We start from the raw sequence: 23,291 nt of genomic DNA on the forward strand, positions 1-23,291 counted from the left end.
GGGCGCTTTCTCAGGCCCGCAAAATCTTTTCCATCGCCTTGCCCTTCGCCAGCTCGTCGATGAGTTTGTCGAGGTAGCGGATTTCGCGCATTAGCGGGGCTTCGACTTCTTCGACCCGCACCCCGCACACCACGCCCTTGATCAGCGCGCGGTCGGGGTTCATCGCGGGGGCCTGGGCGAAGAAGGTGCGGAAGTCGGTCTTGTCGTCGAGCACGCGCTGCAGCCCCGCGGTGTCATAGCCTGTCAGCCAGGCGATGATCTCGTCAACTTCCGCCTTGCTGCGCCCCTTGCGCTCGGCCTTGGCCACGTAATGCGGATACACGCTGCCAAAGGACATCGAGTAGATTTTGTGCTCGTCCTGCGCCTTCGCCATGCCGCCCTCCCGCTATCGCATTGCACAAAGCTACCGCGCCGCGTTGCCGAAGCAAAGCCGATTAGGGGGCGATCCAGCTTCCCGTGAAATCGGGCGCCGCCAATGCCGCGCGGCGGTGCCCCGTATGCGCAAGGTGGAACCAGTCGATGTGTGTCAGTTCGACCAGCAGCACCGCGAAGTTCTCGCGCCCTTCGGCGACGCGCGCCGCGTCGGGTTCGACGCCTTCGAGGTCGTCAGGCAGGTTGCTCGTCGGTTCGGCCGCCTGCGCGCTCGGCGCCAGCGGCGCGAGGTAGCAACGCTTGGCGAAGTTGGAGGATTCTTCCCACGCCGCGTCGGCGACCGGGCCGGTGCGCTCGATCCGCCCGTTGCCGCGGCAGCGGATCTGCACCTTTTCCTTCTTGTCGTAGAAGAGCAGCGCCATCGCCGGATCGGCGTCGATTGCGCGGACTTTTGGCGCCCGAGCGTCGGTATGGAACCGGCATGTCCGCGTTTGCGGATCGTAGGCGCGCAGCACCATGATGCGCATGTCGCCATCCGCCGTTCCCACCACCGGCACATGCATCGGATTGGATCGGTAGGACGCCGCATCGGCGAGGCGGCGATCGATGTCGGCCAGCACGTCGCCGAGCGTTTGCGGAGTATCCATGGGGCAGGGGGCCTACCACCGCACCGGGAAAGCGAACAGCCTATTCGCCTTGCGCGACCTGCGCACGCGCTTCGGCCTGCAGCCGTTGCTCCAGCCCCGAAACTCTCGCGATTAGTTGCGAATAGCGTTCCTGGCTGATCGCGCCGCTTGTCCGCAGCGCTTCGATCTGCGCCTTGGTATCGGCGATTTGCTGCGCTGCCTCGGCCTGCGCACGGGCCAGTTCCTCATCGGTGCGGGCAATCGATTGCGGCACTTCCACGCCGCCCTGCATCGATGCCTGCACTGCCTGCTGCACCGCTTCGCGCTGCGTCAGTTCGCCGGCGTCGACTTTTGCCTGCAGGCGGTCGAGCGCGCGCGTGAAGTCGGGGTTGGCGCCGTCGATGCTGCGCGAAACAGCGCGGTCGATCGCGTCGATGCGGCGATCATTTTCTTCGACGATGCGGTCCACCGCGGCCACGCGCTGTTCGACCAGGCGATCGACCTGATCCACGGTGCGGTCGACGCGTTCGACCGCGCGGTCGACGCTTTCGACCTGCGCATCGACATGCTCGATAACGCCGTCGACGCCGGTGCCTTCGCCGAGCGCTTCGACCCAAAACGCCCAGCCACCGACCATCACCAAGGCCGCCGCGGGGATGACGATCAATCCTGCAAGTTTCTTCACGGAACACCCTCTACTGTATCACTCACCTCATACAGTGAGTTCGGGCGCGGGCCAAGGAAAAAGGAGTGTGGGAGCGCGGGGACGCGGTGACCTAGTTGCGCACCGCATCGCGCACGGTGTCGCGAATTTCATCGCGCAAATCCTGCGCCGCCGCGCGGATTTCCTCGCGTTCCTCGTCGGAGACGTCGTCCCCGGCTTCTTCCGCGACTCGCGCCAGCTCGGAAAGCGCGCCCGCGACATCGGCGGAAACCTGTTCGCCCGGCGCGGCGTCGGCATTCTCTTCGGTCAGCGACTCCAGCCGTGACACCGCTTCTTCGCGTTTGGCCAACGCGGCGGAAAGTTGGCTTGCGCGCTCGTCAGCCGACAGTTCTTCATTGTCGGCAATTGCCAGCACTTCGGCATCGGCCTGCGACAGAGCCGCCGAAGCCGCCTCGATCGCTTCCAATTGCGAGGATGCTGCGTCGCTTGCCACGCGTTCGCCGGCTAGCGCCGCATCGATTTCCGCCTGGGCGCGGTCGAACGCGGAATCGCCGCGATCGCGGCCGCCAATCCGGATGGTATCGCCGTCATTCTCGATCGTGATTTCCGACCGAACTTCATCGAACGCATCCATGATTACCGGCGCCTGTCGCACGGTGCCGCCGACAAGAGCCGCCGCCCCGCACGCCGCGATCCACATAAAACCCTTCATGCCACTCCCTTTTCGATAAAAGATATATCGGCGTGGGTGCCCGCATTTTCAACTGAAACTCGACGAAGCGGGGAAGCGGCACGAAAAAGGGCGCGAGCCCGAAGGCTGCGCCCTTTCCCATCAATTCCGACCGAAGGTGTGTGCTACAAAAAGCGACGGCCGGCCGAGCAGTGTGTCAACGATCGCCTCGCTTGTCCGAAAAATCAAACATTCCGTGATCGATCATGTCCTGTTTTGTAACGCCCTCGGTCGCATCTGGATCCGAAACCCGTTCTTCTGCGGCCTGCGTGCCGACATCGGTGTTAAGGTTGCCCTGGTTGCGACCCTGCTGCGACGGCGTGTCGATCGCGTCGTCGATCACATCGCTATCGTCATTGCGTTTGGCGGTTTCAGTGCGTCGATTGAGCTTGTTGTTCGTCATGATCAAAGCTCCACGTCCGCACGTTTGTCGTCGTAGTCGGGCCTTTCGACATCCTTGCCGAGCGCCTCGAGCGCCGCCTTGACCAGGTGCTCCGGACCTTCGTTGAGCCAGACATTGGCGATCCCCGTATCAAAGCGCAGCAGGACGAGATTGGGGTTGTCCTTGTTGCCTTCGTACCAGGGCGCGATCATCGGATTCCAAAGGCGGTCGATCACTGCGCGGTCATTATCGATCACAAGGTTGCCGTGAATATGCGCGAAAAGGTCGTGACCCTTCGAGACAAAGGTCGCCACGGCATCCGACGTTTCGGACAGGCCTTTGACGAGATGCTCACGCTTGTCGGCAAAGAAGTAGATGATCTTGTTGCCATCCACTTCGTCAATCTGGGCAGTCATCGGACGCGTCCGGCTGTCCTCTACGCCGTTGAGGCCGAGCATCACGAAGGGGCTTTTCGAAGCGAGCCCGTCCCACAGCTTCTCTTCGAGGTCGGCGCGCACTTCGGCGTCCGTTTTTTCGTCCTGGAAAAACATAAAATCTCCTTTTTCTTCAGGAGATCAACGTATTGGCGACCGATTAGACCCTCGGCCTACCGCAGTCGCTTCACGATCAAGCGATTGTCGTCGCCCTTTTTGACGTCGAAATTGTCAAGCTCGCTGACGAGATCGGACAAGCGCGTATAGCCGTAATTGCGCACCGCGAAGCTCGACACCGCCTTGGCGCGTTGGCCGATTTCCGACAAAGCGGCATAGCCTTCTTCATCGCGCTTGGAGGCCTTCCACGCATTGCCTAGCAATTCGGTCAATTCTTCATCGACCCGGGGCCCGGCATTCTTGCCTTTGTCGCTTCCCCCGTTGCCTTTGCCGTTGCCCAGCTTGTCGACGTCGAAGAAGCGCGTGCAGGCCTGGCGGAAACCAACGGGCGTCTTGTCCTGGCCAAAGCCATAGACCGGAAGCCCGTCTTCGCGGATGCGCTGGGCGAGGGGCAGGAAGTCGCTGTCCGAGCTCATGATGCCAAAGCCCTCGACATTGCCGCGGTAGAGCAGGTCCATGGCGTCGATCACCATGCGCATATCGGTCGCCGACTTGCCCTTCGTGATATCGAACTGCTGCACCGGCACCAGCGAGTGGCGGCCCGTCAGCGTGCCCCAATTCTTCAGCTGCGTCTTAGACCAGTTGCCGTAGATGCGGCGAATATTGATCTCGCCCAACTCGGCAAGCACTGTCAGCACCTCGTCGAGATGGTCGGGCGAAGCGTTATCGGCATCGATCAGCAAGGCGATATTGAGCTCGCGTTCAGGAGGATCGTTACGGTCAGTCATGTCAGGTTCAAATCCTTTGTGAGAACCATAGCGCATCGAGTGCTGAAGCAAAGCGGCGTGTGCGAAGGTTCATTCGCGGCGCCATTGAAAGATGGAGCTACTGATGAAGAAACCACTCTTGCTGGTCGCAACTGCCAGTCTCGGTCTCGGTGCGTGCGCCACCAACGATTATGGCTACGGCTATGATCGCTATGACGATCGCCGCTCGGGCAATGGTGCCGTCGAGGGCGCGGTGATTGGCGCAGTTGCAGGCGCTGTCGTCGGTTCGGTCGTCGATGGCATTTCAACCACCGAAGGTGCGATTGCGGGCGCTGCGGTAGGCGCCGTCGCAGGCGGTGTGGCGGAACGCCGCCGCTACCGCCGCGATAGCTATGGCGATTGCTACTATGTCGATGAGGATGGCTATCCGGTCTACGACTACGACGCGCGCTGCTAGTCGGGTCTGAACTCGCCGCTTTCTTCGTCGAGGATGGTGAGCAGTCCTTTTGCGATGCCGAAATGGCAGCCGTGGAGCGTGAGCGTTCCCGCGGCTTCGCCTTCCCTTACGTTAGGAAAGGTGCGCAGGTTTGCGAGGCTGTGAACGATCGCCGCCTGCTCCAGCGCGGTCTGCTTGTCCTCGCAGTCACTATCGACGACCGCATCGCGCGGCTCCTTGATGAGCTTGATCCAGCTATCGACAAAGCTTTCGCCCTCTTCGCCTTGATCGCCGCCAGCAAGAGCTGCGGCAATGCCGCCGCAACTGGCATGACCCATGATCACGATGTGCTGAACCTTCAGGCCTGTGACGGCAAATTCGATCGCCGATGAAACGCCATGGAGCCCGCCGTCAGGCTGGTAGGGGGGAACAAGGTTGGCAACGTTGCGAAGAACGAAGGCCTGCCCCGGCTCGATATCGAAGATCGTCGCTGGATCGACCCGACTGTCGCAACAGCTGATGATCATCACCGGCGGAGCCTGTCCCTCTGCCAATTCGGACCAGCGCGCACGCTGGCGCTGATAATCGTTGCGACGAAAGCGATGGTAGCCGTCAAGCAGCGTCGTAAATCCGTTCATGGCGCTCCAAATGCCGCACACCCTTGTGGTGTGCAAGGGGCATCGCTAAGTCGCCCTCATGAACGCGCCGCTCAATCCTCAGTCCCGCAAGCGCAAGCCCGACTGGATTCGGGTCAAGGCGCCCGTCAGCGAGGGCTATAACGAGACTCGCAAGCTGATGCGCGGGCTCAACCTCACGACCGTCTGCGAAGAAGCCGCTTGCCCCAATATCGGCGAATGCTGGACCAAGAAGCACGCGACGGTGATGATCCTTGGCGACACCTGCACGCGCGCTTGTGCGTTTTGTAACGTCAAGACCGGGATGCCGCGCATCGTCGACCCGATGGAGCCCGAAAATGTCGCCACCATGGCGGCGGAAACGGGGCTCAACCATATCGTCATCACCTCGGTCGATCGCGATGATCTTCCCGATGGCGGGGCAGGGCAGTTCGTCAAGGTGATCGAGGCGCTGCGCAGACGCACGCCCAAGACGACGATCGAGATCCTGACACCCGATTTTCGCGGCAAGCACGAACAGGCGATCGAGCGCATCGTCGATGCCAAGCCTGACGTGTTCAATCACAATCTCGAAACGGTGCCGCGGCTCTATCCCACGATCCGTCCGGGCGCGCGCTATTATGCTTCGATCCGGCTGCTGGAAACGGTGAAGAAACTCGATCCGACCATCTTCACCAAGTCGGGTATCATGGTCGGGCTGGGCGAACAGCGGCTCGAAGTTCACCAGGTGATGGATGACATGCGCTCGGCCGACATCGACTTCCTGACGATGGGCCAATATCTCCAGCCGACGCCCAAGCACGCCAATGTCGAAGAATTCGTGACGCCGCAGACGTTCGACGCCTACGCGACGATCGCGCGCGCCAAGGGTTTCCTCTTGGTGGCGGCGAGCCCGCTGACACGCTCGAGCTATCATGCCGGCGACGATTTCGCGAAGATGCAGAAGGCACGCGAAGCCAAACATGCCAAGGCATAGCGAAACCCGGTTTCTCCCATACACGCCCGAACAATTGTTCGACCTGGTGGCGGATGTCGGTCGCTATGACGAATTCCTGCCGTGGGTCAGCGCGGTGCGCGTGCGCTCCAACAGCGAGGAGGAGATGGTCGCCGACCTCATCGTCGGCTTCAAGGCCTTCAAGGAGCGCTTCACCAGCCGGGTGCAAAAAGAGCGCCCGGACCGCGTTACCGTCGACTATGTCGAAGGCCCGCTGAAATATCTGCATAATGTCTGGACATTCAAACCGGCCGAGGGCGGTACCGATCTTTGTTTCGAAGTGGACTTCGCGTTCAAGAACCGGATCTTCGAAAGCCTCGCCGGACAGATGTTCGACCGCGCGCTGCGCCGGATGACGCAAGCGTTCGAGGACCGGGCGGCTGCGCTCTATGGTTCGAGCAACGACAAGGCCGCCAGCGCCGCCTGAAGGCGCACGCCGCCGCGGCCGGTATTGGCGAACGCTTCTTCAGCAACCAAGACTTTCTGTTCGCCGCGCGTTGCGCGCGCGAAGATAACCGTGCCCACGGGCTTTTCTTCACTGCCACCGTCCGGACCGGCAACACCGGTGATCGATACAACCACGTCGGCACCTGAAATGCGCAGCGCACCGCGCGCCATGGCCTTTGCGGTTTCGGCGCTCACCGCACCGCAGCGATCGAGCGTTTCGGTGGGCACGCTGAGCTGCACATGCTTGGCACTATTGGCGTAGGTGACGAGGCTGCCGATGAACACATCGGATGAGCCCGGGATCTCGGTCAGCGCAGCGCCGACGAGACCGCCGGTGCAGCTTTCGGCGAGCGCGATACGGCGACGCGCATCGCGATTTTTCTCGATAATGTCGCGAGCTTTCTCGACCAGTTCTTCGGGAAGCAGCGTATCCATCATTTCATCCTCACATTGGCGACGGCCTGGCAGGCGATCCCTTCGCCCCTACCGGTGAAGCCGAGCTTTTCGGTAGTCGTGGCCTTCACACTGACCCGGCCCGGCACAAGGCCGAGAATGCGGGCGATATTTTCCTGCATCGCAGTGCGGTGCGGGCCGACCTTTGGGGCCTCGCAAATCAGCGTCGCGTCCACGCTGTCGATGATCGCGCCCATGTCGCGCACCAGATTGGCGGCGTGGGCGAGGAATTGCTCGCTGTCAGCACCTTTCCATTTGGGGTCCGAAGGCGGAAAGTGAAGACCGATATCGCCAAGGCTGACGGCCCCCAGTAGCGCGTCGGTGATGGCATGGAGCAGGACGTCGGCATCGCTATGGCCCGACAGGCCTTTTTCGTACGGCACCGCGATGCCGCCAAGCATCACCGGACCATCACCCGCAAACTGGTGGACATCGAAGCCCATGCCGGTGCGCGGTATCAGAACCTGCCCCGCAATCGCTTCGGCGCGCGAAAAGTCGCCAGGGGTCGTGATCTTGTCGAGCATCTCGTCTCCTTCGACCAGCGCTACATCGATGCCGGCGGCGGCGGCAACGCGCGCTTCGTCGGTGGGGGCACCGTCATAGCCGTCATAGGCCTTGCGGATGACATCGCTACGAAAGGCTTGCGGTGTCTGGATACGCACAACCGTGTCACGGTCCACCGCGTCGCCAAGCGTTTCGCCACTGGGCCGGGCGAGCGTATCGACCGAGCGCAGCATCGGCGTCGCCGCATCGTGCGTCTCCATTGCAGCAACGAGCCGATCGATCACCGCTTCGGGACAGAAAGGTCGCGCAGCGTCGTGGATCAGCACGTGGCTCGTCTTCACCGCGGCGAGGCCGTTGCGCACGCTATCGGAGCGCGTTGCGCCGCCGATGACCAGATTGACCGCCTTATCGCCAAGGACGGCCCGCGCCGTATCTTCCTGATCGGCCGCGATTACGACATGAACCGCCTCGATCGCGGGATGGGGGAGGAGGGCATCAACCGCGTGCACCAGCACCTCCTTGCCGCCAAGCATCTGGAATTGCTTGGGGACATCACTTCCCATGCGACTGCCGCTACCGGCGGCAACAATGAGTGCGGAGAATTCCATCGGATCGCGCTATGGCGGGCAAATCCTTGCTCCTCAAGGGGCTAGGCGCTAAAGGGCCGCCACCATGGCATCGCTGAAGCCCATCAACATCGGTCCGATCAGGATCGACGACCCTGTCATCCTTGCGCCGATGACGGGGGTTACCGACGTGCCGTTTCGCAAGATGGTGAAGCGCTTCGGTTGCGGGCTGACCGTATCCGAAATGATCGCGTCCGAAGCGATGATCCGCGAAACGCGCCAGTCGCTGCAGAAAGCGACGTGGGATCCTTCGGAAGAGCCCGTGTCGCTCCAGCTCGCCGGCTGCGAGCCTGAGCGCATGGCCGAGGCCGCCAAATTGAACGAGGACAAGGGCGCCGCGATCATCGACATCAACATGGGTTGCCCAGTCAAGAAAGTCGTCAACGGCTTTGCCGGATCGCACCTGATGCGCGATCTCGATCTCGCCGGTCGCCTGATCGATGCGACAGTCAAGGCGGTCAGCGTTCCGGTGACGTTGAAGATGCGTATGGGATGGGATCATGACAGCCTCAACGCCCCCGAACTGGCCAAGATCGCCGAAGACCTTGGTGTGCAGATGATCACCGTCCACGGTCGCACCCGCTGCCAGCTGTACAAGGGCACCGCCGACTGGGCCTTTATCGCCAAGGTGAAGGAAGCGACCAGCCTGCCGGTAATCGCCAATGGCGACATCAATTCGATTCCTGAAGCGCGCGAGGCGCTCAAGCAATCGAACGCCGACGGCGTGATGATCGGGCGCGGCGCCTACGGCAAGCCGTGGCTGCTTGGCCAGGTCATCGCCAATTTGCGCGGCGAGGAGCCCAAGCCCGATCCGAGCCGCGAAAAACAGCTCGAAACGATCCTTGAGCAATATGACGACATGCAGGCCCTGTACGGCCCGCGCGTCGGCACACACTGCGCGCGCAAGCATATCGGCTGGTACACCAAGGGCATGACCGGCTCGGCCGAATTTCGCCAGAAGGTGAACCAGGAAGAAGATCCTGGAGTGGTCAAGGCGATGCTGCGCGAATTCTATCTTCCGCAAGCCGAGCAGGAAGCGGCCTGAACGCCCTCGATAGGCGCGATCACACACTGTGTTTTACGGGCAACACTTCCGTGCTAGTGCGGAAGGTATATGGACGCCCCCCGCACTGATTCTGTGACCCACATCGACGAGCGGCCGCGCTATAACCGCTGGCTCGATATCGCGATGGTGGCGTCGGCGGTGATCCTGGTGGCGATGCTCGTCTACTCGGGTGATCTCATGCTGCACGAGCATAATGGTGCAGGCCTTCTGTCGCCGCCGATTATTGCCACACTGATGGTTGCCACGCTGGTGCCTGCGATCGTCCTGATGGTCCTCATTTCGCGTAAAGTCGCCTACCGGCGCAGCGCGAAGCAAGGGCTTGGATCCGGCAGGCTGCATACGCGGTTGGTTGCCATCTTTTCCATCATCGCTGCTGTTCCAACCGTTGTCGTCGCGATATTTGCGTCGCTGCTCATCCAGTCAGGGCTCGAATTCTGGTCATCCGACAGGGCGGAAAACCTCGTGACGCAAGCGGTCGAGGCCGCTGACGCGATATACGAGAACGAATTTGTCGATGTCACCGACGAAGCGGCGGCAATGGCCGGCGACATCTCGAACTTCGTGCAGACCGAGGGCGTCGACAGTCCGGACTTTGGCGATTTCGTCGCGTACCAGGCGTATCTTCGTAGCCTCAACGAGGCTGCCGTATTGTCGATCGATGCCCAGGAACAGACAGTTCAAGCGATCGGTGTCGTGAATGGCTTCGAAGGGATCGACGACAAGACCACCATCCTTCCGCGGGTGGAAGAACTGGCGCAACTCGAGGATGGCGACGGCGTATCGGTCGAGTTTCCCGACCGTATAGCGGTCTTGACCAAGCTTCCGCAAAGCGAGGACGGCTATCTCCTCGCCATTCGCTACCCGGACAGTTCCATAACCGGACAAGTCGGCCGCGCTGACAATATCGTCGATGCCTATAATGATTTGCTTGCCAAGTCGCGGACCAACCAGCTGCGATTCAATGCAGCCTTGCTGTTGGGCGCTATCATCATTGTGGGACTGGCAATCCTTGCCGCGCTAGCGCTAGCCGACCGACTGGCGCGCCCCATTGGACAGCTCGTTACCGCAGCTGGTCGCGTCGAAGAGGGGGACTTCGGTACCCGCGTTCCCGAACTCAATTCGGGCGACGAAGTCGCTAAGTTGGCCACTGCCTTCAACCGCATGACCTCGCGCATCGAGGACCAGACGGGCGCCTTGCTGACCGCGAACGAGCAACTCGACCTGCGCCGCGCTTTCATGGAGGCCGTGTTGTCTTCGGTGACCGCCGGCGTCATCGCGCTCGATGACCAGGATCATATCCTGCTGACCAATCGTTCGGCCGCGATGCTGCTTGGCGATGAAGGATTGGAAGGCCGCTATCTTCACGAGGTTTCCCCCGAACTGAGCGAGTTCATGAGAGGGGAGACGCAGGAAGCCACGGCCACAATCATGGCCGACACCGGCCCGCGCACGCTCGCGGTCAAGCGAGTGCGTTATGATGACGGCGCGGTTCTCACCTTTGACGACATTACCGACCAGCTATCGGACCAGCGGCGCGCCGCCTGGTCCGATATCGCGCGGCGTATCGCGCACGAGATCAAGAACCCGCTCACGCCCATCCAGCTCGCCGCCGAGCGCCTCCAGCGAAAATATGGCGACGAGATCAAGGACGACACGTTCGGGCGCCTGACCGATACCATCGTGCGACAGGTCGGCGACTTGCGCCGCATGGTCGACGAATTCTCCAATTTCGCACGGATGCCCAAACCGACATTCCGCGACGAGAATGTCCACGACATCGCGCGCGCCGCGCTGTTCCTGCACGAGGTCGCGCATCCCGGCGTAGCCTTCTCGATGGACCCGCCGTCCGCCGATATCCGCATGGTTTGCGACCGTCGCCAGCTCGCGCAGGCGCTGACAAACATCGTCAAGAACGCGGTCGAGGCTATTGAAAGCAGGCGGAAAACCGGCGGCGACCATCCGGACGGCGACCGCGTTGACCTGACGATGACGGAAGGGTCGAGCGAGCTGCGCATTGATATCATGGATACCGGCGTCGGGCTTCCCGAAGACCGCGAACGATTGACCGAACCCTATATGACGACGCGGGTGCGCGGCACCGGCCTTGGCCTCGCGATCGTTAAGAAAATCGTCGAGGAACATGAAGGCGAGATCGCCTTCCTCGACCGCGACGGGGGAGGGACGCATGTCCGCATCCTCTTCCACACCGATCGGCTGGCCGAAAAAGCCAGCGGAGAAGCCGGCGAGCCGCTCGAGAAGAGCGGTGAGGACGGCGAATATGATGAGGGTGAAGAATGAGCCTAGAAGTGCTGGTCGTCGACGACGAAGCCGATATTCGCGAACTGGTCTCCGGTGTGCTGGAGGACGAGGGCTACCAAGTCCGCACCGCGGGCAATTCCACCGAAGCGCTCGACGCGATCGAGGATCGCCGCCCGCAGCTCGCCTTGCTCGACGTCTGGCTGCAGGGATCGAAGCTCGATGGCCTGCAATTGCTCGAGGAAATCAAGCGCCGCGACAAAACGCTGCCCTGCATCATGATTTCGGGGCACGGAAATCTCGATACGGCGGTGGCCGCGGTGAAGGCCGGCGCGGTCGACTTCATCGAAAAGCCCTTCGAAGCCGAAAAGCTGCTCCACCTCGTCGAACGCGCGACCGAAACGCAGCGCCTGCGCCGCGAGAATGAAGAATTACGCGCGCAGGCCGGGCAGGAAGACCAGCTCAACGGTTCCTCGGCCTCGCTCAATGCCGTACGCGCTACGCTGAAGCGCGTCGCACCCACCGGCAGCCGCGTGCTCATCACCGGGCCTGCAGGCGTGGGCAAGGAGATCGCGGCGCGCACGATCCACCAATGGAGCACGCGCGCAGCGGCGCCATTCATTTCGGTCTCGTCCGCCATGATGGATCCGGACCGCGTCGAAGAAGAGCTTTTCGGCACCGAGAAAGACGGCGTCTCGACACCCGGACTGCTCGAACAGGCGCACGGCGGCACGCTATTCCTCGACGAGATCGCCGATATGCCGGCCACCACGCAGGCCAAGATCCTGCGGGTGCTGACCGACCAGAGCTATACGCGGGTAGGGGGGCAGCGCCCCGTGAAGGTCGATGTGCGCGTCTTGTCGGCGACCGCCAAGGACCTGCAGGCTGAGATCGACGCCGGGAAATTCCGCGAAGACCTTTTCTATCGCCTCAACGTGGTGCCCGTGCGCATCCCGCCATTGAACGAACGCCGCGAAGACATTCCGGTCCTGGTCGAGCATTTCCTTGCACGCTTTGCTGCCGAGCGGCGCATCAAGCCGCCCCGTGTGTCGGATGAAGCGCTGGCCGCACTACAAGCGCACGATTGGCCCGGAAACGTACGCCAGCTTCGCAACATCATGGAACGCACCATGATCATGATGCCGGGCGATCGCGCCGAGTGTATCGACGTCGACCTGCTTCCCGCCGAGGTCACCGACGGCAAGGCTAGCGGTGGCATCACGGTGACCAGTTCGGTCGCGATCATGGGCTCGCCGCTGCGCGAAGCCCGCGAAAATTTCGAGCGTGAATATTTGCGCATTCAGATTCGTCGTTTTTCTGGCAATATCTCCCGCACGGCAGCCTTTATCGGGATGGAGCGGTCGGCGCTGCATCGCAAATTGAAGGCGCTGGGTATCCAGGACAAGCGCGGAGACAAGTAAGCAATCATGAGCAAGCCGCGTAGCGAGGTGCAGGATCTGTTCCTGAATGCCTGTCGCAAGGAAAAAGTCCCTGTTAGCCTGTTCCTGATGAAGGGCGTGCGTCTTCAAGGAAATATAGCGGGTTTCGGGACTTACAGCATTTTGCTGCGCCGTGATGGTAGCGAACAGCTGGTCTACAAGCACGCCATTTCGACGATCGTGCCGGGCGCCAAGCCGACACTGGACCTGCCCGAATATGCCGGGGAGGGGATGCAGGACCAGTTCCTCGATCGCGCTGCCGGCGGCGAGGTCACGGTGTTTCTGCTCAATGGCGTCATGCTGCGCGGCACCTTGATCGGCCATGACGGCTTCGTGCTGCTGCTCCTGACGGCAGAAGAGCCGCAACTCTTGTTCAAGCACGCCGTTTCTACCTTGCAGATAGGTGGAGAACGACGCTGAGCGTCTTTGAACGGGAAAATGCGGACGGGATAGCCAGGGGCGAAAAAGCGCTGCTGGCGGTGCCGGACATCGTGGGCCAGCCCGCCTCACGCAGCACCGATGCGCGGATCGAGGAGGCCAAGGGACTTGCCGAGGCCATCAGCATCGACGTGATCGAAGCGCGCGCGTACCGCATCCGATCGGTGCGCCCCGCCAGCCTGTTCGGCATGGGGCAGGCGGCGGAGATGGGCGAGATCGCCAAGGAAGCGGGTGCCGGCCTGCTTCTCGTCGACGCGGCGCTCAGTCCCGTCCAGCAGAAGAATCTCGAAGACGCGACGCAGTGCAAGGTAATCGACCGTACCGGCCTGATCCTCGAGATTTTCGGCGAACGCGCGGCGACCGCGGAAGGCCGGCTGCAGGTCGAACTGGCGCATCTCGACTACCAGGCCGGTCGGCTTGTGCGTTCGTGGACCCACCTTGAACGCCAGCGCGGCGGTTTCGGCTTCCTGGGCGGCCCGGGTGAAACGCAGATCGAGGCCGACAGGCGCATGATCCGCGATCGCATGGCCAAGATCCGCCGCGAGCTCGAACAGGTGAAGAAGACCCGCGGGCTGCACCGCGACCGGCGCCAGCGCGCACCGTGGCCGGTGGTCGCGCTGGTCGGCTATACCAATGCTGGAAAGTCCACGCTTTTCAATCGGCTGACGCGCGCTGACGTCATGGCCGAAGACCTGTTGTTCGCGACGCTCGACCCGACGATGCGCGAAATCCGTGTTCCCGGGCACGACAAGGTGATCTTGTCCGACACGGTGGGTTTCGTCTCCGACCTGCCGACCCAATTGGTGGCGGCTTTCCGCGCCACGCTGGAGGAAGTCGCCAGCGCCGACCTTATCCTCCATGTCCGCGATATCGCGCATCCCGATACCCAGGCACAGGCCGACGATGTCGCGACCGTTCTCAAGGAATTGGGGCTGGAGGGGGAGGGCGCGCCGCCGCAGCTGGAAGTCTGGAACAAGATCGACCTGCTCGAAGGCGATCGCGGCGATGATATATTGGGCGAGGCAAAGCGCCGCGACGACGTCATGGCGATTAGCGCCGTGAGCGGGGAAGGGGTCGACAATCTGCTCGAACACGTCGGCAAGGCGCTCTCATTGGGCGCGAAGACCTATGAGATCACGCTGCCGGCGGGCGACGGCGCGCGCCTGAGCTGGCTCCATCAATATGGCAAGGTGCTGGACAGCCGGCTCGATGGCGAGACGCTGCACCTCGATGTTCAGCTCGATCCCGCGAACAAGGCCCGTTTCGACTCGCTCTGACCGCGGATCAAGCGCGCTTGGCGGCTTGCCAGAGCGCTTCCTTGTCTTCGAGATCCATGTCAACGAAACCCGGTGCTGTTTCGATCGACCGAAAGCGCTTTTCAAACTTGCGATTGGCTTTGCGTAGAGCTTCTTCGCTATCGATCTTGAGAAACCGTGCGAGGTTTACAACCGCAAATAGGAGATCGCCAATTTCCTCTTCGCGCGCGGAATCGCTGTCGGCCGCTTCGACCTCGGCAAGCTCTTCGACGATCTTTTCCTTGGCGCCAGTGGCATCGGGCCAGTCGAAACCGGTGCGAGCGGCGCGCTTCTGCAGCTTCTGGGCACGTTCGAGCGCAGGTAGTGCAAGCGCGACGCCCGCCAAGGCGCTCTGATCGTCGCTTTCCTTGCGTTCGGCGGCCTTGATTTCTTCCCACAGGTGATGGCCGCCTTCATCGGCTTCACCGAAGATATGCGGATGGCGGCGTTCCATTTTGTCGCAAATGCGCGCGAAGACGTCGTCGAGCGTGAAATGCCCGTCTTCCTCGGCCATGACGCTGTGAAAGATCACTTGTAGCTGCAAATCGCCCAATTCGTCGGCCAGGTCGTCCATATCCTCGCGCGCGATGGCATCGGCAACTTCGTAGGCTTCTTCGATGGTGTAGGGCGCGATCGTCGCGAAGGTCTGGACGCTATCCCATTCGCAGCCGGTCTTCTTGTCGCGCAGCCGGCGCATGATAGCAGTCAATCGTTCGATGCTCATTCGATCACAATGGCGCGAATATGTGATTAGGCAAGGAAAGAGGGCTTGAGAAACGCACGATCGGCGCTTTTCCTAGTGAAATCAGTAAGTCTGATAATATGTATTATGTAAAATGGCTTAGTATAGAGGAATGCGGCGGCCACGTTACGGCTGAAGGATCAGCCAGTCCCCTTCGACCCGCCAGCTTTCAAGCGAGCTGAGCCAATTCATCCCGATCACGTTAAGATCGTCGCGCTCCGCGACATGCACGCGCATATTGTTGCGTTCGATCGGGCCGACATCGAAATCCCGTGCGCGCGTACTGTACATGCCAACCGTGCCGTTCGCGGTCTGAACCACCACATTGGGTTGCCCGCTGATCTGCAAGCCGGCCTCACGCGCCGCACTTTGACCCAGCGTCGTCACAGTCGCGCCGCTGTCGACCATGAATTCGATCGCCGCCCCATTGACGTCGGCTTCGAGGTAGAAATGGCCGTCGATCGACTTGGGAACGCGCAATGTCTCGCCCTGGACGACGGGCTGCCCGGTGATTTCGGTGCTAACCCGCTGCGCGACATAGGAAAAATCGTCGCGGAAGGTGAAAATTACGAAGAAAAGCGCGAAAATGCCGATCCATGCCAGCGCCATTTTTGCCAGCTTGCCGATGGGTTCACCCGATCGCGACATGAAGAAGACGAGGAATCCCACCAGGACGATCAACATGATCCATTCGGGGACATTCGGGCTCAAATCTCGATCTCCAGTCCATCATGGGCGGGCGCTGCCCAATCGGGCAATGTCTGCTTGAGATGGTTATAGTCCATGACAATGTCGAGATGAGTCAGCCAAAGCTGGCCGACCTCGAGTTCCCGCGCCCAGCCAAGGACGGCGTCGAGATGCGCGTGCGTCGGATGCGGCTTCAGCCCCAGACAATCGCAGATCCACACATCCGCGCCCGCGTAAAGCGACGCCATGTCTTCGGTTAAGTCATGGAAATCAATGGCGTAGACGAGTGACCTATCATCCTGATCGAAGCGAATGCCAAGGCTGGTGATCCCGCCATGCGGCTGATCGACGAACCGCAGCCTCCCCCCTCCCCAGGCTCGATCATTCGTTTCGAGGATCTCGGGCGCCAGGATCGCGTCGTAATAACGATGGCCCGAAAAGGCATAGGAGAAGCGACTTTCTAGCCCAGCCATGGTCTGCGCGCGCGCCCACAGCGGCATCTTTCGTCCCGCTACCCTTGCCAATTGCCGCAGATCGTCGATGCCGTGCGTATGATCGGCATGATCGTGCGTGATGATCGACGCATCGATATCGGCCCGGCCCGCATCGAGAAGTTGCTGGCGAAGGTCGGGCCCACAATCGACCAGCAATGTCTCGCCGCCGCTGTCGATCAGGATTGACGAGCGCGTACGCCGGTTACGTGGTTCATTGGGATCGCATCGTCCCCAATCGTTTCCGATCCGCGGCACGCCCGACGACGTCCCGCACCCCAGAACACGAACCTTCACGCTGTTGCTTTATCAAACAGTCTGAAGAAGTTGGCAGTGCTCTTTGACTTTACTTCTTCGATAGTTTCGCCGCGCAGATCCGCCACGAAAGCCGCGGTATCGGCGACAAAAGCGGGCTCGCACGTCTTGCCGCGATTGGGCACCGGGGCAAGGAACGGGCTGTCGGTTTCGACCAGAAAGCGATCGTCTGGAAGAGTCTTTGCCGTTTCCCGCAGATCCTTGGCGTTCTTGAAGGTCACGATTCCGCTCAGCGAAATGTAAAATCCGAATGCCAGCGCTTGGTCGGCCAGCCACTGCGAACTGGTAAAGCAATGCAGCACGCCGCGCACGCCGCCTTTCTCGACAGCACGCGACAGGATCTCGGCCGTGTCTTCTTCGGCATCGCGCGTATGCACAACGAGGGGCAGCCCGGTGCGCCGCGAAGCTTCGATATGCGCCGCAAACCGCTCTTTTTGCGCCTCGCGGTCCGACTTGTCGTAATAATAGTCGAGGCCGCATTCGCCAATCGCGATGACTTTGGGGTGTTGCGCCGCCTCGACCAGCGCTTCGACCCCAAGATCGGGGTGGTTGTCGGCCTCGTGCGGATGAACGCCGATGGTCGCCCAGACATCATCGTTGCGTTCCGCCGTCGCGATAATATCGCCCCATTCGCTCTGGCGCGTCGAGATATTGAGCATGCCGGTGACGCCGCGGGCGCGTGCGTTGGCGAGAACCTCGTCCTGGCGCTCGACCAGGCCTTCATAGTTCAGATGGCAATGGCTATCGATCAGGCTCATTCGCCGTCCTCCGCCGCAAGCTCGAGCCGCGGGAAGGCGGGGGTCGGTTTGTCGATGGCCTGCCCCTCCCCTTGCCCCAACTGGTCGAGGATCGACTGCGCACCCGTCGGCACGACAGGAAGGATCGCTTGCGCCAACGGCTTCAACGCGGCCGCCAGCGTACCAAGCACCTCGGCCATGCGATCGGGATCGGTTTTCTTCAACGCCCATGGTGCCATCGCATCGACATAGGCATTGCAGGCATAGACCGCATTCATCCAAGCCTCGATGCCCTGCGAAAAGGCCCAGCGATCGAAGGCGGCGGGAAGCTTTTCGGTCGATGACGTCGTGACGTCATCTAGTAACGCCTTGTCTTCGCTCAAATTTCCGGCAGCAGGGATCACGCCGTCGCAATTCTTATGGATCATCGAAAGCGTGCGCTGCGCCAGATTGCCGAAGCTGTTAGCGAGTTCGGCGTTGACGCGCGTCACCAGCGCTTCTTCGCCCACCGCACCGTCCTGGCCATAGGTGACCTCACGCAGCAGGAAGTATCGCAGCGCATCGACGCCGTAGCGTTCGACCATGACCTGCGGATCGACCACGTTGCCGAGGCTCTTCGACATCTTGACCCCGCCTTCGCCAAGCAAGTGGCCATGGGCGTAAACTTGCTTGGGGAGCGCAATCCCCGCGCTCATCAGGAAGGCCGGCCAATAGACCGCGTGGAAGCGGATGATGTCCTTGCCGATCAGGTGAACATCGGCGGGCCAATATCTGTTCCACGTCGCGCCGCCATCGGGGTAGCCGACGCCGGTGATATAGTTGGTCAGCGCATCGACCCACACATACATGACGTGATCGGGGCTACCGGGCACTTGTACGCCCCAGTCGAAACTGGTGCGGGAAACGCTGAGATCGCGCAGGCCGCCCTCGATGAAGCGCATCACTTCGTTGCGGCGGCTATCGGGCTGGATGAAATCGGGATTGGCCGCGATGTGATCGAGCAGAGGCTGCTGGTAGGCCGAAAGTTTAAAGAACCAGGTCTCCTCGACCGTCCATTCGACCGGCGTGCCTTCGGGCGACAGTTTTTCGCCGCCCTCCCCTTGGGTCAGCTCCTTTTCATCGTAGAACGCTTCGTCGCGAACCGAATACCAGCCTTCATAGCGCCCCAGATACAGGTCGCCATTGGCTTCCATGGCTTGCCAAATTGCCTTCGAGGCGTTGTGATGATCCTCGTCCGTGGTTCGGATGAATCGATCATATGTGACGCCAAGTGTGTCGCACATGTCAATGAAAAGCTGCGACATTTCCGATGCCAGCTCGGCGGGCGTCTTGCCAAGCTCACGCGCCGTCTGCGCCATCTTCAAGCCATGTTCGTCGGTTCCGGTCTGAAAGTAGACATCCTCGCCCTGGGCGCGCTTGAACCGCGCCATGACATCGGCGGAAATGGCTTCATAGGCATGCCCGATATGGGGTTTGCCGTTGGGGTAGCTGATGGCCGTGGTGAGATAATAAGACATTGCGCCCCGCCTAGCCGTGGCGGGCGCCGCGTTCAAGCGGGCTCGGCAACGCTCGCCAGCATGCCGCCGAGGCGGAACGCCGTCGCGGCGGCATCGAGCGACAGGCGCGGTGCAATCGCCACAACCTCGCGCACTTGCCCATAGGCTGCCAACGCGCGTTCGCGGCGCGCGCCTTCGGCCCCCCTCGCCTCGTCTGCAACGATGCCCGGAACGAGTTCGAGGAAGCGCGCATATTTGTCGGCATTGGCCTTGGTCGACAGTGACTTGGCGAGCGCCGAGCGGCGCGCGTTGGTGGGATCGCCTTCGCGCATGATGGTGCGCGCATCGTCGGCCAGCTGTGCCAGACCGAGTTCGGCAATCGCCAGCGCGCGGCCGATCGATCCTTGCGCCAGCGACACCAGGGTCGCATCGGACGCGCCGATGCGTTCTTCGAGCACAGAGGCCATGACGTCACGCCCAAGTGGTTGAAAATCAAGCCTCCTGCAGCGCGATCTTATTGTCGGCAACAGTCGGCCTGGCGCATGGGCCACCAGGAAGAAAAGCGTCTTCGCGGGTGGCTCTTCCAGCATCTTTAGCAGCGCATTGGCGCCGCCGGCTTCAAGATCGTCCGCGCTATCGATTACCACGACGCGCCAATCGGCCATCGATGGGGCGATCGACAAAAGCTGCGCGATGGCGCGCACCTGTTCGACCTTGATGTTGCGATTGAGGTTGGTGCCCGACTTGTTCAGCTGGCGCTCGAGCAGGCGGTAATCGGGATGCGATCCGGCTGCGAGCAGCCGCGCCGTTGGATGATCGTCCTCCAGATCCATGCCCGGCGCAGTCGGCGGCGGGCCGGCGGCTTCTGCCAGGACGCGCCCGGCAGCCGCCTTGGCGAAGGTCGCCTTGCCGACCCCGCGCGGCCCCGCAAGGAGCCACGCATGATGCGGCGTGCCCGATTTCCAGGCCTTGGCGAACGCCTCGACCGCGCGATCCTGCCCCTTGATCATGGGAGCAGGTCGCCAAGCGCATAAAGAAGGCGTGCAGTCACCGTTTCCGCGCTGCCCGATGCATCGATCAGCTTCACGCGCTGCGGCTCCTTTTCGGCCATGGTGGCAAAGCCTTTGTCGACGGACGCATGATAGGCTGGGGGCCGCGACCCGATACGATCGCCTTCGTCACCATCGCGGTGCTTGGCGCGTAGGCCGCCCTCGCCTACCGGCAATTGCAGCACCAAGGTGCGGTCGGGCAGGAAATCCAGACTGCCGAAGCGATGCAGGTCGCGCACGGCCTCGATGCCCAGGCCCCCCGCTTCGCCCTGGTAGGCCAGCGAGCTATCGAGAAAGCGGTCGGATAGCACCCATGTGCCGTTGGCGAGCGCGGGCTTGATCGTCTTTTCGATATGATCGGCGCGCGCCGCTGCGAACAACAATGCTTCGGCGCGCGGGCTCCAGCGCTTTTCCTCGCCTTCGAGCAACAATTTGCGGATTGCTTCCGCCCCGGCGCTGCCGCCGGGTTCGCGCGTCACCTTGACCTCGAGCCCGCGCCCTTCGAGCGCCTTGGCTAATGCGTCGAGCTGGGTCGATTTGCCGACCCCCTCCCCGCCTTCGAGGCTGATGAAGCGTCCTGCCATCAAGCCATGCCGAGCAATTGCTTGAATCCGATCCAGGCGCGGCGGAAGAAGCCCGCTTCCTCGACCGCTTCAGCCGCCACCAGCGGCAACACCGCCTCGTCACCGTCGGTGGTCACGACGAGCTGGGCAACCTGCTGGCCTTTTTCGATCGGTGCCATGATCGGCCCGTCATAACGGATCTTCACGCTGGGCGTCGCAAAAGCATTGGCCGGGAAGGTCACCGCTAGGTCGCGCGGCGCCACCAGCGCGACACTATCCGCGCTGCCCATCTGCACCCGCGCGCTGCCGACCGTTGCACCCTTGGCATAGAGCGAACGCGCGCTCCAGTTGTTGAAGCCCCATTCGATCAGTCGCACCGATTCCTGGGTACGTGCCGACTGGCTGTCGAGCCCGGCAACGACCATGACCAATCGACGCCCATCACGTTCGGCCGAACCGGTGAAGCCGTAGCCCGCTTCTTCGGTGTGACCGGTCTTGAGACCATCCGCGCCTTCTACGCGCCCGAACAGCGGATTGCGGTTGGGCTGCGTGATTGGCTCGCCGCCCTGCGTTTCGCCCCAGGTGAATTCGCGCTTGCCATAATATTTGGCGTAGAGCTCGGGATGGTTGTCGATCCCGGCGCGGGCCAGCGTGGCCAGGTCGCGCGCCGTCACCACCGTACGGCCTTCATCGGGCCACCCGTTGACGTTGCCGAAGCGACTATTCTTGAGGCCAAGCTCGCTGGCGAGCTTATTCATCTGCTCGACATAGGCCTGCTCGGTCCCGGCGACACATTCGGCCAGCACGACCGATGCGTCGTTGCCCGACAAGGTGACGATACCGTTGAGAAGGTTTTCGATGCTGACCTGCTCGTTGACCTTGAGGAACATGGTCGAACCCGCATTGCTCCACTGCCGCCACGTCTCGGGACGCACGGTGCACATCTTCTGCTCGTCCAGCTTGCCTTCGGCGATCAGTTTGAAAGCCAGTTCAGTGGTCATCATCTTGGCCATCGACGCCGGCGGAATCTGCCGGTCAGCGTCCTTTTCCAAAAGAACGCGGCCTGACGACAGGTCGATCAAATAGGCGATCGGCGCTTCGGTTTCGAACGTCGGAGACGCGATTGCCACGGCGGGCAGCGCAAGGGCGGCAAGAAATAGCGGACGCATGGTCACTCCATCAGGTGAGGTTTTCCGGCACGATAGAGCGCATTGGCACGCTGCGCCAAGAGAAGATTATCGCTCGATTGCGTCCGCCACGAGACCGATGGTCAGCGCGTAGAAATTGGAGCAGTTGTAATCGAGGATCATGTCGTAGTTTCGCGTGACCAGATAGGCCGTCTCGCCCGGACCGTCGGGCTCGAACAGCTTGAGTTCGACACCATCGCTAAAGCTGCTGCCGACCGGCGTGATCCCCAGTGCGCGCCATTGGGCCATGGTGAGCCAGCGGCTGTGGCGGTTGAACACGCGCGGGCAGCGCTCGGGCTCGGTCAAGCGACGCACGCTGTTGCGGTCGAAATTATAAGGGACGTTGACGGGGATGCCCCAGTCGATCCCGCGGATCCAGCCCTTCTGGACGAGGTAATTGGCAATCGAGGCAAAGGCGTCGGGCTCCGAATTCCAGATATCGGCATGACCGTCGCCGTCACCATCGGCGGCAAGCGCCAGGATGTTGGTCGGCATGAACTGTGTCTTTCCCGCAGCGCCAGCCCAGCTGCCCTTGAGGTGCGAGCGGGTATAGCCCTTGTCGAGCAGCTTCAACGCGGCAATGAACTCACTTTCGAACAGGTCGCGGCGACGGCCTTCCCAAGCCAGGGTGCCCAGCGCCTCGAACAGGTCGAAATTACCGGTGATCCGACCGTAGCTGGTTTCCTTGCCGTAAATGGCGAGGATGACGTCCTTGTCGACACCGTAGCGATCCTGGATCTCGTGCAGCTTGGTCCAGTGCTGGCGCGCTTCGGCCTTCCCGCGCTCGATGATGTCGCGGGTGACATGGCGGCGCTGGTAGGGCGCGTATGGCGGGATGGTGTTGTCGCCCGGCGTGCCGCCCGGCTGGCTGCGGTCGAGGCGGATCACGCGGTCGTTGGGCTGGAGCGAGGGCAATACCGCACTGATGGCGCGCTGGCTGACACCCTCGGCAGCCGCGCGTCGCGCGAGGTGGTTCTTGTAGTCCGTCCAGCCAATGTTGCCGGTGGGCACCGCGATCGTCGCGGTCGATGCGATCGTCTCACCCTCGTCCAGCGGCGCCAACGGGTCGGTGGCATCCTGCCCGCAGGCAGGCAGCGCGAACAGAAAACTGGCAGAGACAAGAAAAGAACGCATCAAAAAAGAAACAGTCATGGCGGTGATACTATCCCATCCTGCCCGCGAAACCACCATTGGTCGTCGCAACGCTTGCACGATTGAGCCTTTACCCTTAGCGCCTCATGAACAGCGGAGAGGTGGCAGAGTGGTCGAATGCTCCGGTCTTGAAAACCGGCGTGGGCGCAAGCTCACCGTGGGTTCGAATCCCACCCTCTCCGCCAACGACC

27 protein-coding genes and 1 tRNA gene are annotated in these 23,291 nt (G+C 61.8%); 9 read left to right on the forward strand and 19 right to left on the reverse strand.

Features of this window, described 5'->3' with window-relative positions:
• Positions 1–10: 10 nt before the first annotated feature.
• From NUX07_RS07015 to NUX07_RS07045, 7 genes are all read right to left on the reverse strand, one after another.
• Positions 11–373 carry a DUF2200 domain-containing protein gene (locus NUX07_RS07015; protein ID WP_265529861.1) on the reverse strand — a complete coding sequence of 121 codons (363 nt, stop codon included), beginning with the start codon at positions 371–373 and terminating at the stop codon, positions 11–13.
• A 61-nt stretch (positions 374–434) separates the two neighbouring features.
• Positions 435–1,019 carry a PNPOx family protein gene (locus tag NUX07_RS07020; RefSeq protein WP_265529862.1) on the reverse strand — a complete coding sequence of 195 codons (585 nt, stop codon included), beginning with the start codon at positions 1,017–1,019 and terminating at the stop codon, positions 435–437.
• A 40-nt stretch (positions 1,020–1,059) separates the two neighbouring features.
• Positions 1,060–1,683, reverse strand: a complete 624-nt coding sequence (locus NUX07_RS07025; RefSeq protein WP_265529863.1) for a hypothetical protein — start codon at positions 1,681–1,683, stop codon at positions 1,060–1,062.
• A 91-nt stretch (positions 1,684–1,774) separates the two neighbouring features.
• Positions 1,775–2,374: a hypothetical protein gene (locus NUX07_RS07030; RefSeq protein WP_265529864.1), complete on the reverse strand. Its 600-nt coding sequence runs from the start codon at positions 2,372–2,374 to the stop codon at positions 1,775–1,777.
• 175 nt (positions 2,375–2,549) lie between these two features.
• The gene (locus NUX07_RS07035; RefSeq protein ID WP_265529865.1) at positions 2,550–2,795 is read right to left on the reverse strand and encodes a hypothetical protein; all 246 of its coding nucleotides are present in this window, start codon (positions 2,793–2,795) and stop codon (positions 2,550–2,552) included.
• A gap of 2 nt (positions 2,796–2,797) precedes the next feature.
• Positions 2,798–3,325, reverse strand: coding sequence for a pyridoxamine 5'-phosphate oxidase family protein (locus NUX07_RS07040; protein ID WP_265529866.1), 528 nt, complete (start codon positions 3,323–3,325; stop codon positions 2,798–2,800).
• 56 nt (positions 3,326–3,381) lie between these two features.
• A complete protein-coding gene (locus tag NUX07_RS07045; protein WP_265529867.1) occupies positions 3,382–4,113 on the reverse strand; it encodes an NYN domain-containing protein in 732 nt (243 codons plus the stop codon).
• 103 nt (positions 4,114–4,216) lie between these two features.
• On the opposite strand from NUX07_RS07045, the gene NUX07_RS07050 reads away from it, so the two are divergent.
• Positions 4,217–4,549 (forward strand): YMGG-like glycine zipper-containing protein, encoded by a 333-nt coding sequence (locus NUX07_RS07050; protein WP_265529868.1) that lies wholly within the window; start codon positions 4,217–4,219, stop codon positions 4,547–4,549.
• On the opposite strand, the gene NUX07_RS07055 is transcribed toward NUX07_RS07050, so the two are convergent.
• Positions 4,546–5,166, reverse strand: a complete 621-nt coding sequence (locus NUX07_RS07055; protein ID WP_265529869.1) for a carbonic anhydrase — start codon at positions 5,164–5,166, stop codon at positions 4,546–4,548. The genes NUX07_RS07050 and NUX07_RS07055 overlap by 4 nt on opposite strands.
• A gap of 58 nt (positions 5,167–5,224) precedes the next feature.
• On the opposite strand from NUX07_RS07055, the gene lipA reads away from it, so the two are divergent.
• Both lipA and NUX07_RS07065 read left to right on the forward strand, forming a co-directional pair.
• Positions 5,225–6,139 (forward strand): lipoyl synthase, encoded by a 915-nt coding sequence (gene lipA, locus NUX07_RS07060; protein ID WP_265529870.1) that lies wholly within the window; start codon positions 5,225–5,227, stop codon positions 6,137–6,139.
• The gene (locus tag NUX07_RS07065; RefSeq protein WP_265529871.1) at positions 6,126–6,584 is read left to right on the forward strand and encodes a type II toxin-antitoxin system RatA family toxin; all 459 of its coding nucleotides are present in this window, start codon (positions 6,126–6,128) and stop codon (positions 6,582–6,584) included. Before lipA ends, NUX07_RS07065 begins: the two co-directional genes overlap by 14 nt.
• On the opposite strand, the gene NUX07_RS07070 is transcribed toward NUX07_RS07065, so the two are convergent.
• Together NUX07_RS07070 and NUX07_RS07075 are read right to left on the reverse strand one after the other, a co-directional pair.
• Positions 6,545–7,042 carry a CinA family protein gene (locus NUX07_RS07070; protein WP_265529872.1) on the reverse strand — a complete coding sequence of 166 codons (498 nt, stop codon included), beginning with the start codon at positions 7,040–7,042 and terminating at the stop codon, positions 6,545–6,547. The genes NUX07_RS07065 and NUX07_RS07070 overlap by 40 nt on opposite strands.
• Positions 7,039–8,169 (reverse strand): bifunctional 2-C-methyl-D-erythritol 4-phosphate cytidylyltransferase/2-C-methyl-D-erythritol 2,4-cyclodiphosphate synthase, encoded by a 1,131-nt coding sequence (locus NUX07_RS07075; protein ID WP_265529873.1) that lies wholly within the window; start codon positions 8,167–8,169, stop codon positions 7,039–7,041. The genes NUX07_RS07070 and NUX07_RS07075 overlap by 4 nt, the downstream gene beginning before the upstream one ends.
• Before the next feature lie 64 nt (positions 8,170–8,233).
• On the opposite strand from NUX07_RS07075, the gene dusB reads away from it, so the two are divergent.
• The 5 genes from dusB (at position 8,234) to hflX (ending at position 14,663) form a co-directional block, all read left to right on the forward strand.
• On the forward strand, positions 8,234–9,232 hold the full coding sequence (gene dusB, locus NUX07_RS07080) for a tRNA dihydrouridine synthase DusB (protein ID WP_265529874.1): 999 nt from the start codon (positions 8,234–8,236) through the stop codon (positions 9,230–9,232).
• Positions 9,233–9,325: 93 nt separating this feature from the next.
• Positions 9,326–11,551 carry a sensor histidine kinase NtrY-like gene (locus tag NUX07_RS07085; protein ID WP_265529875.1) on the forward strand — a complete coding sequence of 742 codons (2,226 nt, stop codon included), beginning with the start codon at positions 9,326–9,328 and terminating at the stop codon, positions 11,549–11,551.
• Positions 11,548–12,930 (forward strand): nitrogen assimilation response regulator NtrX, encoded by a 1,383-nt coding sequence (gene ntrX, locus NUX07_RS07090; protein WP_265529876.1) that lies wholly within the window; start codon positions 11,548–11,550, stop codon positions 12,928–12,930. The genes NUX07_RS07085 and ntrX overlap by 4 nt, the downstream gene beginning before the upstream one ends.
• A gap of 6 nt (positions 12,931–12,936) precedes the next feature.
• Positions 12,937–13,368: an RNA chaperone Hfq gene (gene hfq / locus NUX07_RS07095; protein WP_265529877.1), complete on the forward strand. Its 432-nt coding sequence runs from the start codon at positions 12,937–12,939 to the stop codon at positions 13,366–13,368.
• Positions 13,365–14,663: a GTPase HflX gene (hflX, locus tag NUX07_RS07100; protein WP_265530769.1), complete on the forward strand. Its 1,299-nt coding sequence runs from the start codon at positions 13,365–13,367 to the stop codon at positions 14,661–14,663. Before hfq ends, hflX begins: the two co-directional genes overlap by 4 nt.
• Positions 14,664–14,670: 7 nt before the next feature.
• On the opposite strand, the gene mazG is transcribed toward hflX, so the two are convergent.
• The 9 genes from mazG to NUX07_RS07145 all read right to left on the reverse strand — a co-directional run bounded on the left by mazG (position 14,671) and on the right by NUX07_RS07145 (position 23,082).
• Positions 14,671–15,405, reverse strand: coding sequence for a nucleoside triphosphate pyrophosphohydrolase (gene mazG, locus NUX07_RS07105; RefSeq protein WP_265529878.1), 735 nt, complete (start codon positions 15,403–15,405; stop codon positions 14,671–14,673).
• Between the two features lie 144 nt (positions 15,406–15,549).
• Complete coding sequence (locus NUX07_RS07110) at positions 15,550–16,134, reverse strand: retropepsin-like aspartic protease family protein (protein ID WP_265529879.1); 585 nt, start codon at positions 16,132–16,134, stop codon at positions 15,550–15,552.
• Complete coding sequence (locus NUX07_RS07115) at positions 16,131–16,898, reverse strand: MBL fold metallo-hydrolase (protein ID WP_265529880.1); 768 nt, start codon at positions 16,896–16,898, stop codon at positions 16,131–16,133. The genes NUX07_RS07110 and NUX07_RS07115 overlap by 4 nt, the downstream gene beginning before the upstream one ends.
• The gene (locus tag NUX07_RS07120) at positions 16,895–17,674 is read right to left on the reverse strand and encodes a TatD family hydrolase (protein ID WP_265529882.1); all 780 of its coding nucleotides are present in this window, start codon (positions 17,672–17,674) and stop codon (positions 16,895–16,897) included. Before NUX07_RS07120 ends, NUX07_RS07115 begins: the two co-directional genes overlap by 4 nt.
• Positions 17,671–19,170, reverse strand: a complete 1,500-nt coding sequence (gene metG, locus NUX07_RS07125; protein WP_265529883.1) for a methionine--tRNA ligase — start codon at positions 19,168–19,170, stop codon at positions 17,671–17,673. The genes NUX07_RS07120 and metG overlap by 4 nt, the downstream gene beginning before the upstream one ends.
• A gap of 32 nt (positions 19,171–19,202) precedes the next feature.
• Positions 19,203–20,159, reverse strand: a complete 957-nt coding sequence (locus NUX07_RS07130; protein WP_265529884.1) for a DNA polymerase III subunit delta' — start codon at positions 20,157–20,159, stop codon at positions 19,203–19,205.
• Positions 20,156–20,785: a dTMP kinase gene (gene tmk, locus NUX07_RS07135; protein ID WP_265529885.1), complete on the reverse strand. Its 630-nt coding sequence runs from the start codon at positions 20,783–20,785 to the stop codon at positions 20,156–20,158. The genes NUX07_RS07130 and tmk overlap by 4 nt, the downstream gene beginning before the upstream one ends.
• Positions 20,782–21,930: a D-alanyl-D-alanine carboxypeptidase family protein gene (locus tag NUX07_RS07140; protein WP_265529886.1), complete on the reverse strand. Its 1,149-nt coding sequence runs from the start codon at positions 21,928–21,930 to the stop codon at positions 20,782–20,784. The genes tmk and NUX07_RS07140 overlap by 4 nt, the downstream gene beginning before the upstream one ends.
• A 66-nt stretch (positions 21,931–21,996) precedes the next feature.
• Positions 21,997–23,082: a lytic murein transglycosylase gene (locus NUX07_RS07145; protein ID WP_265529887.1), complete on the reverse strand. Its 1,086-nt coding sequence runs from the start codon at positions 23,080–23,082 to the stop codon at positions 21,997–21,999.
• Between the two features lie 113 nt (positions 23,083–23,195).
• Between NUX07_RS07145 and NUX07_RS07150 the strand changes: the two genes are divergently transcribed.
• Positions 23,196–23,285: transfer RNA gene (locus tag NUX07_RS07150), tRNA-Ser, on the forward strand.
• The last annotated feature ends 6 nt before the right edge of the window (positions 23,286–23,291 follow it).

This window comes from Sphingomicrobium marinum (assembly GCF_026157105.1).
GTDB lineage: Bacteria > Pseudomonadota > Alphaproteobacteria > Sphingomonadales > Sphingomonadaceae > Sphingomicrobium > Sphingomicrobium marinum.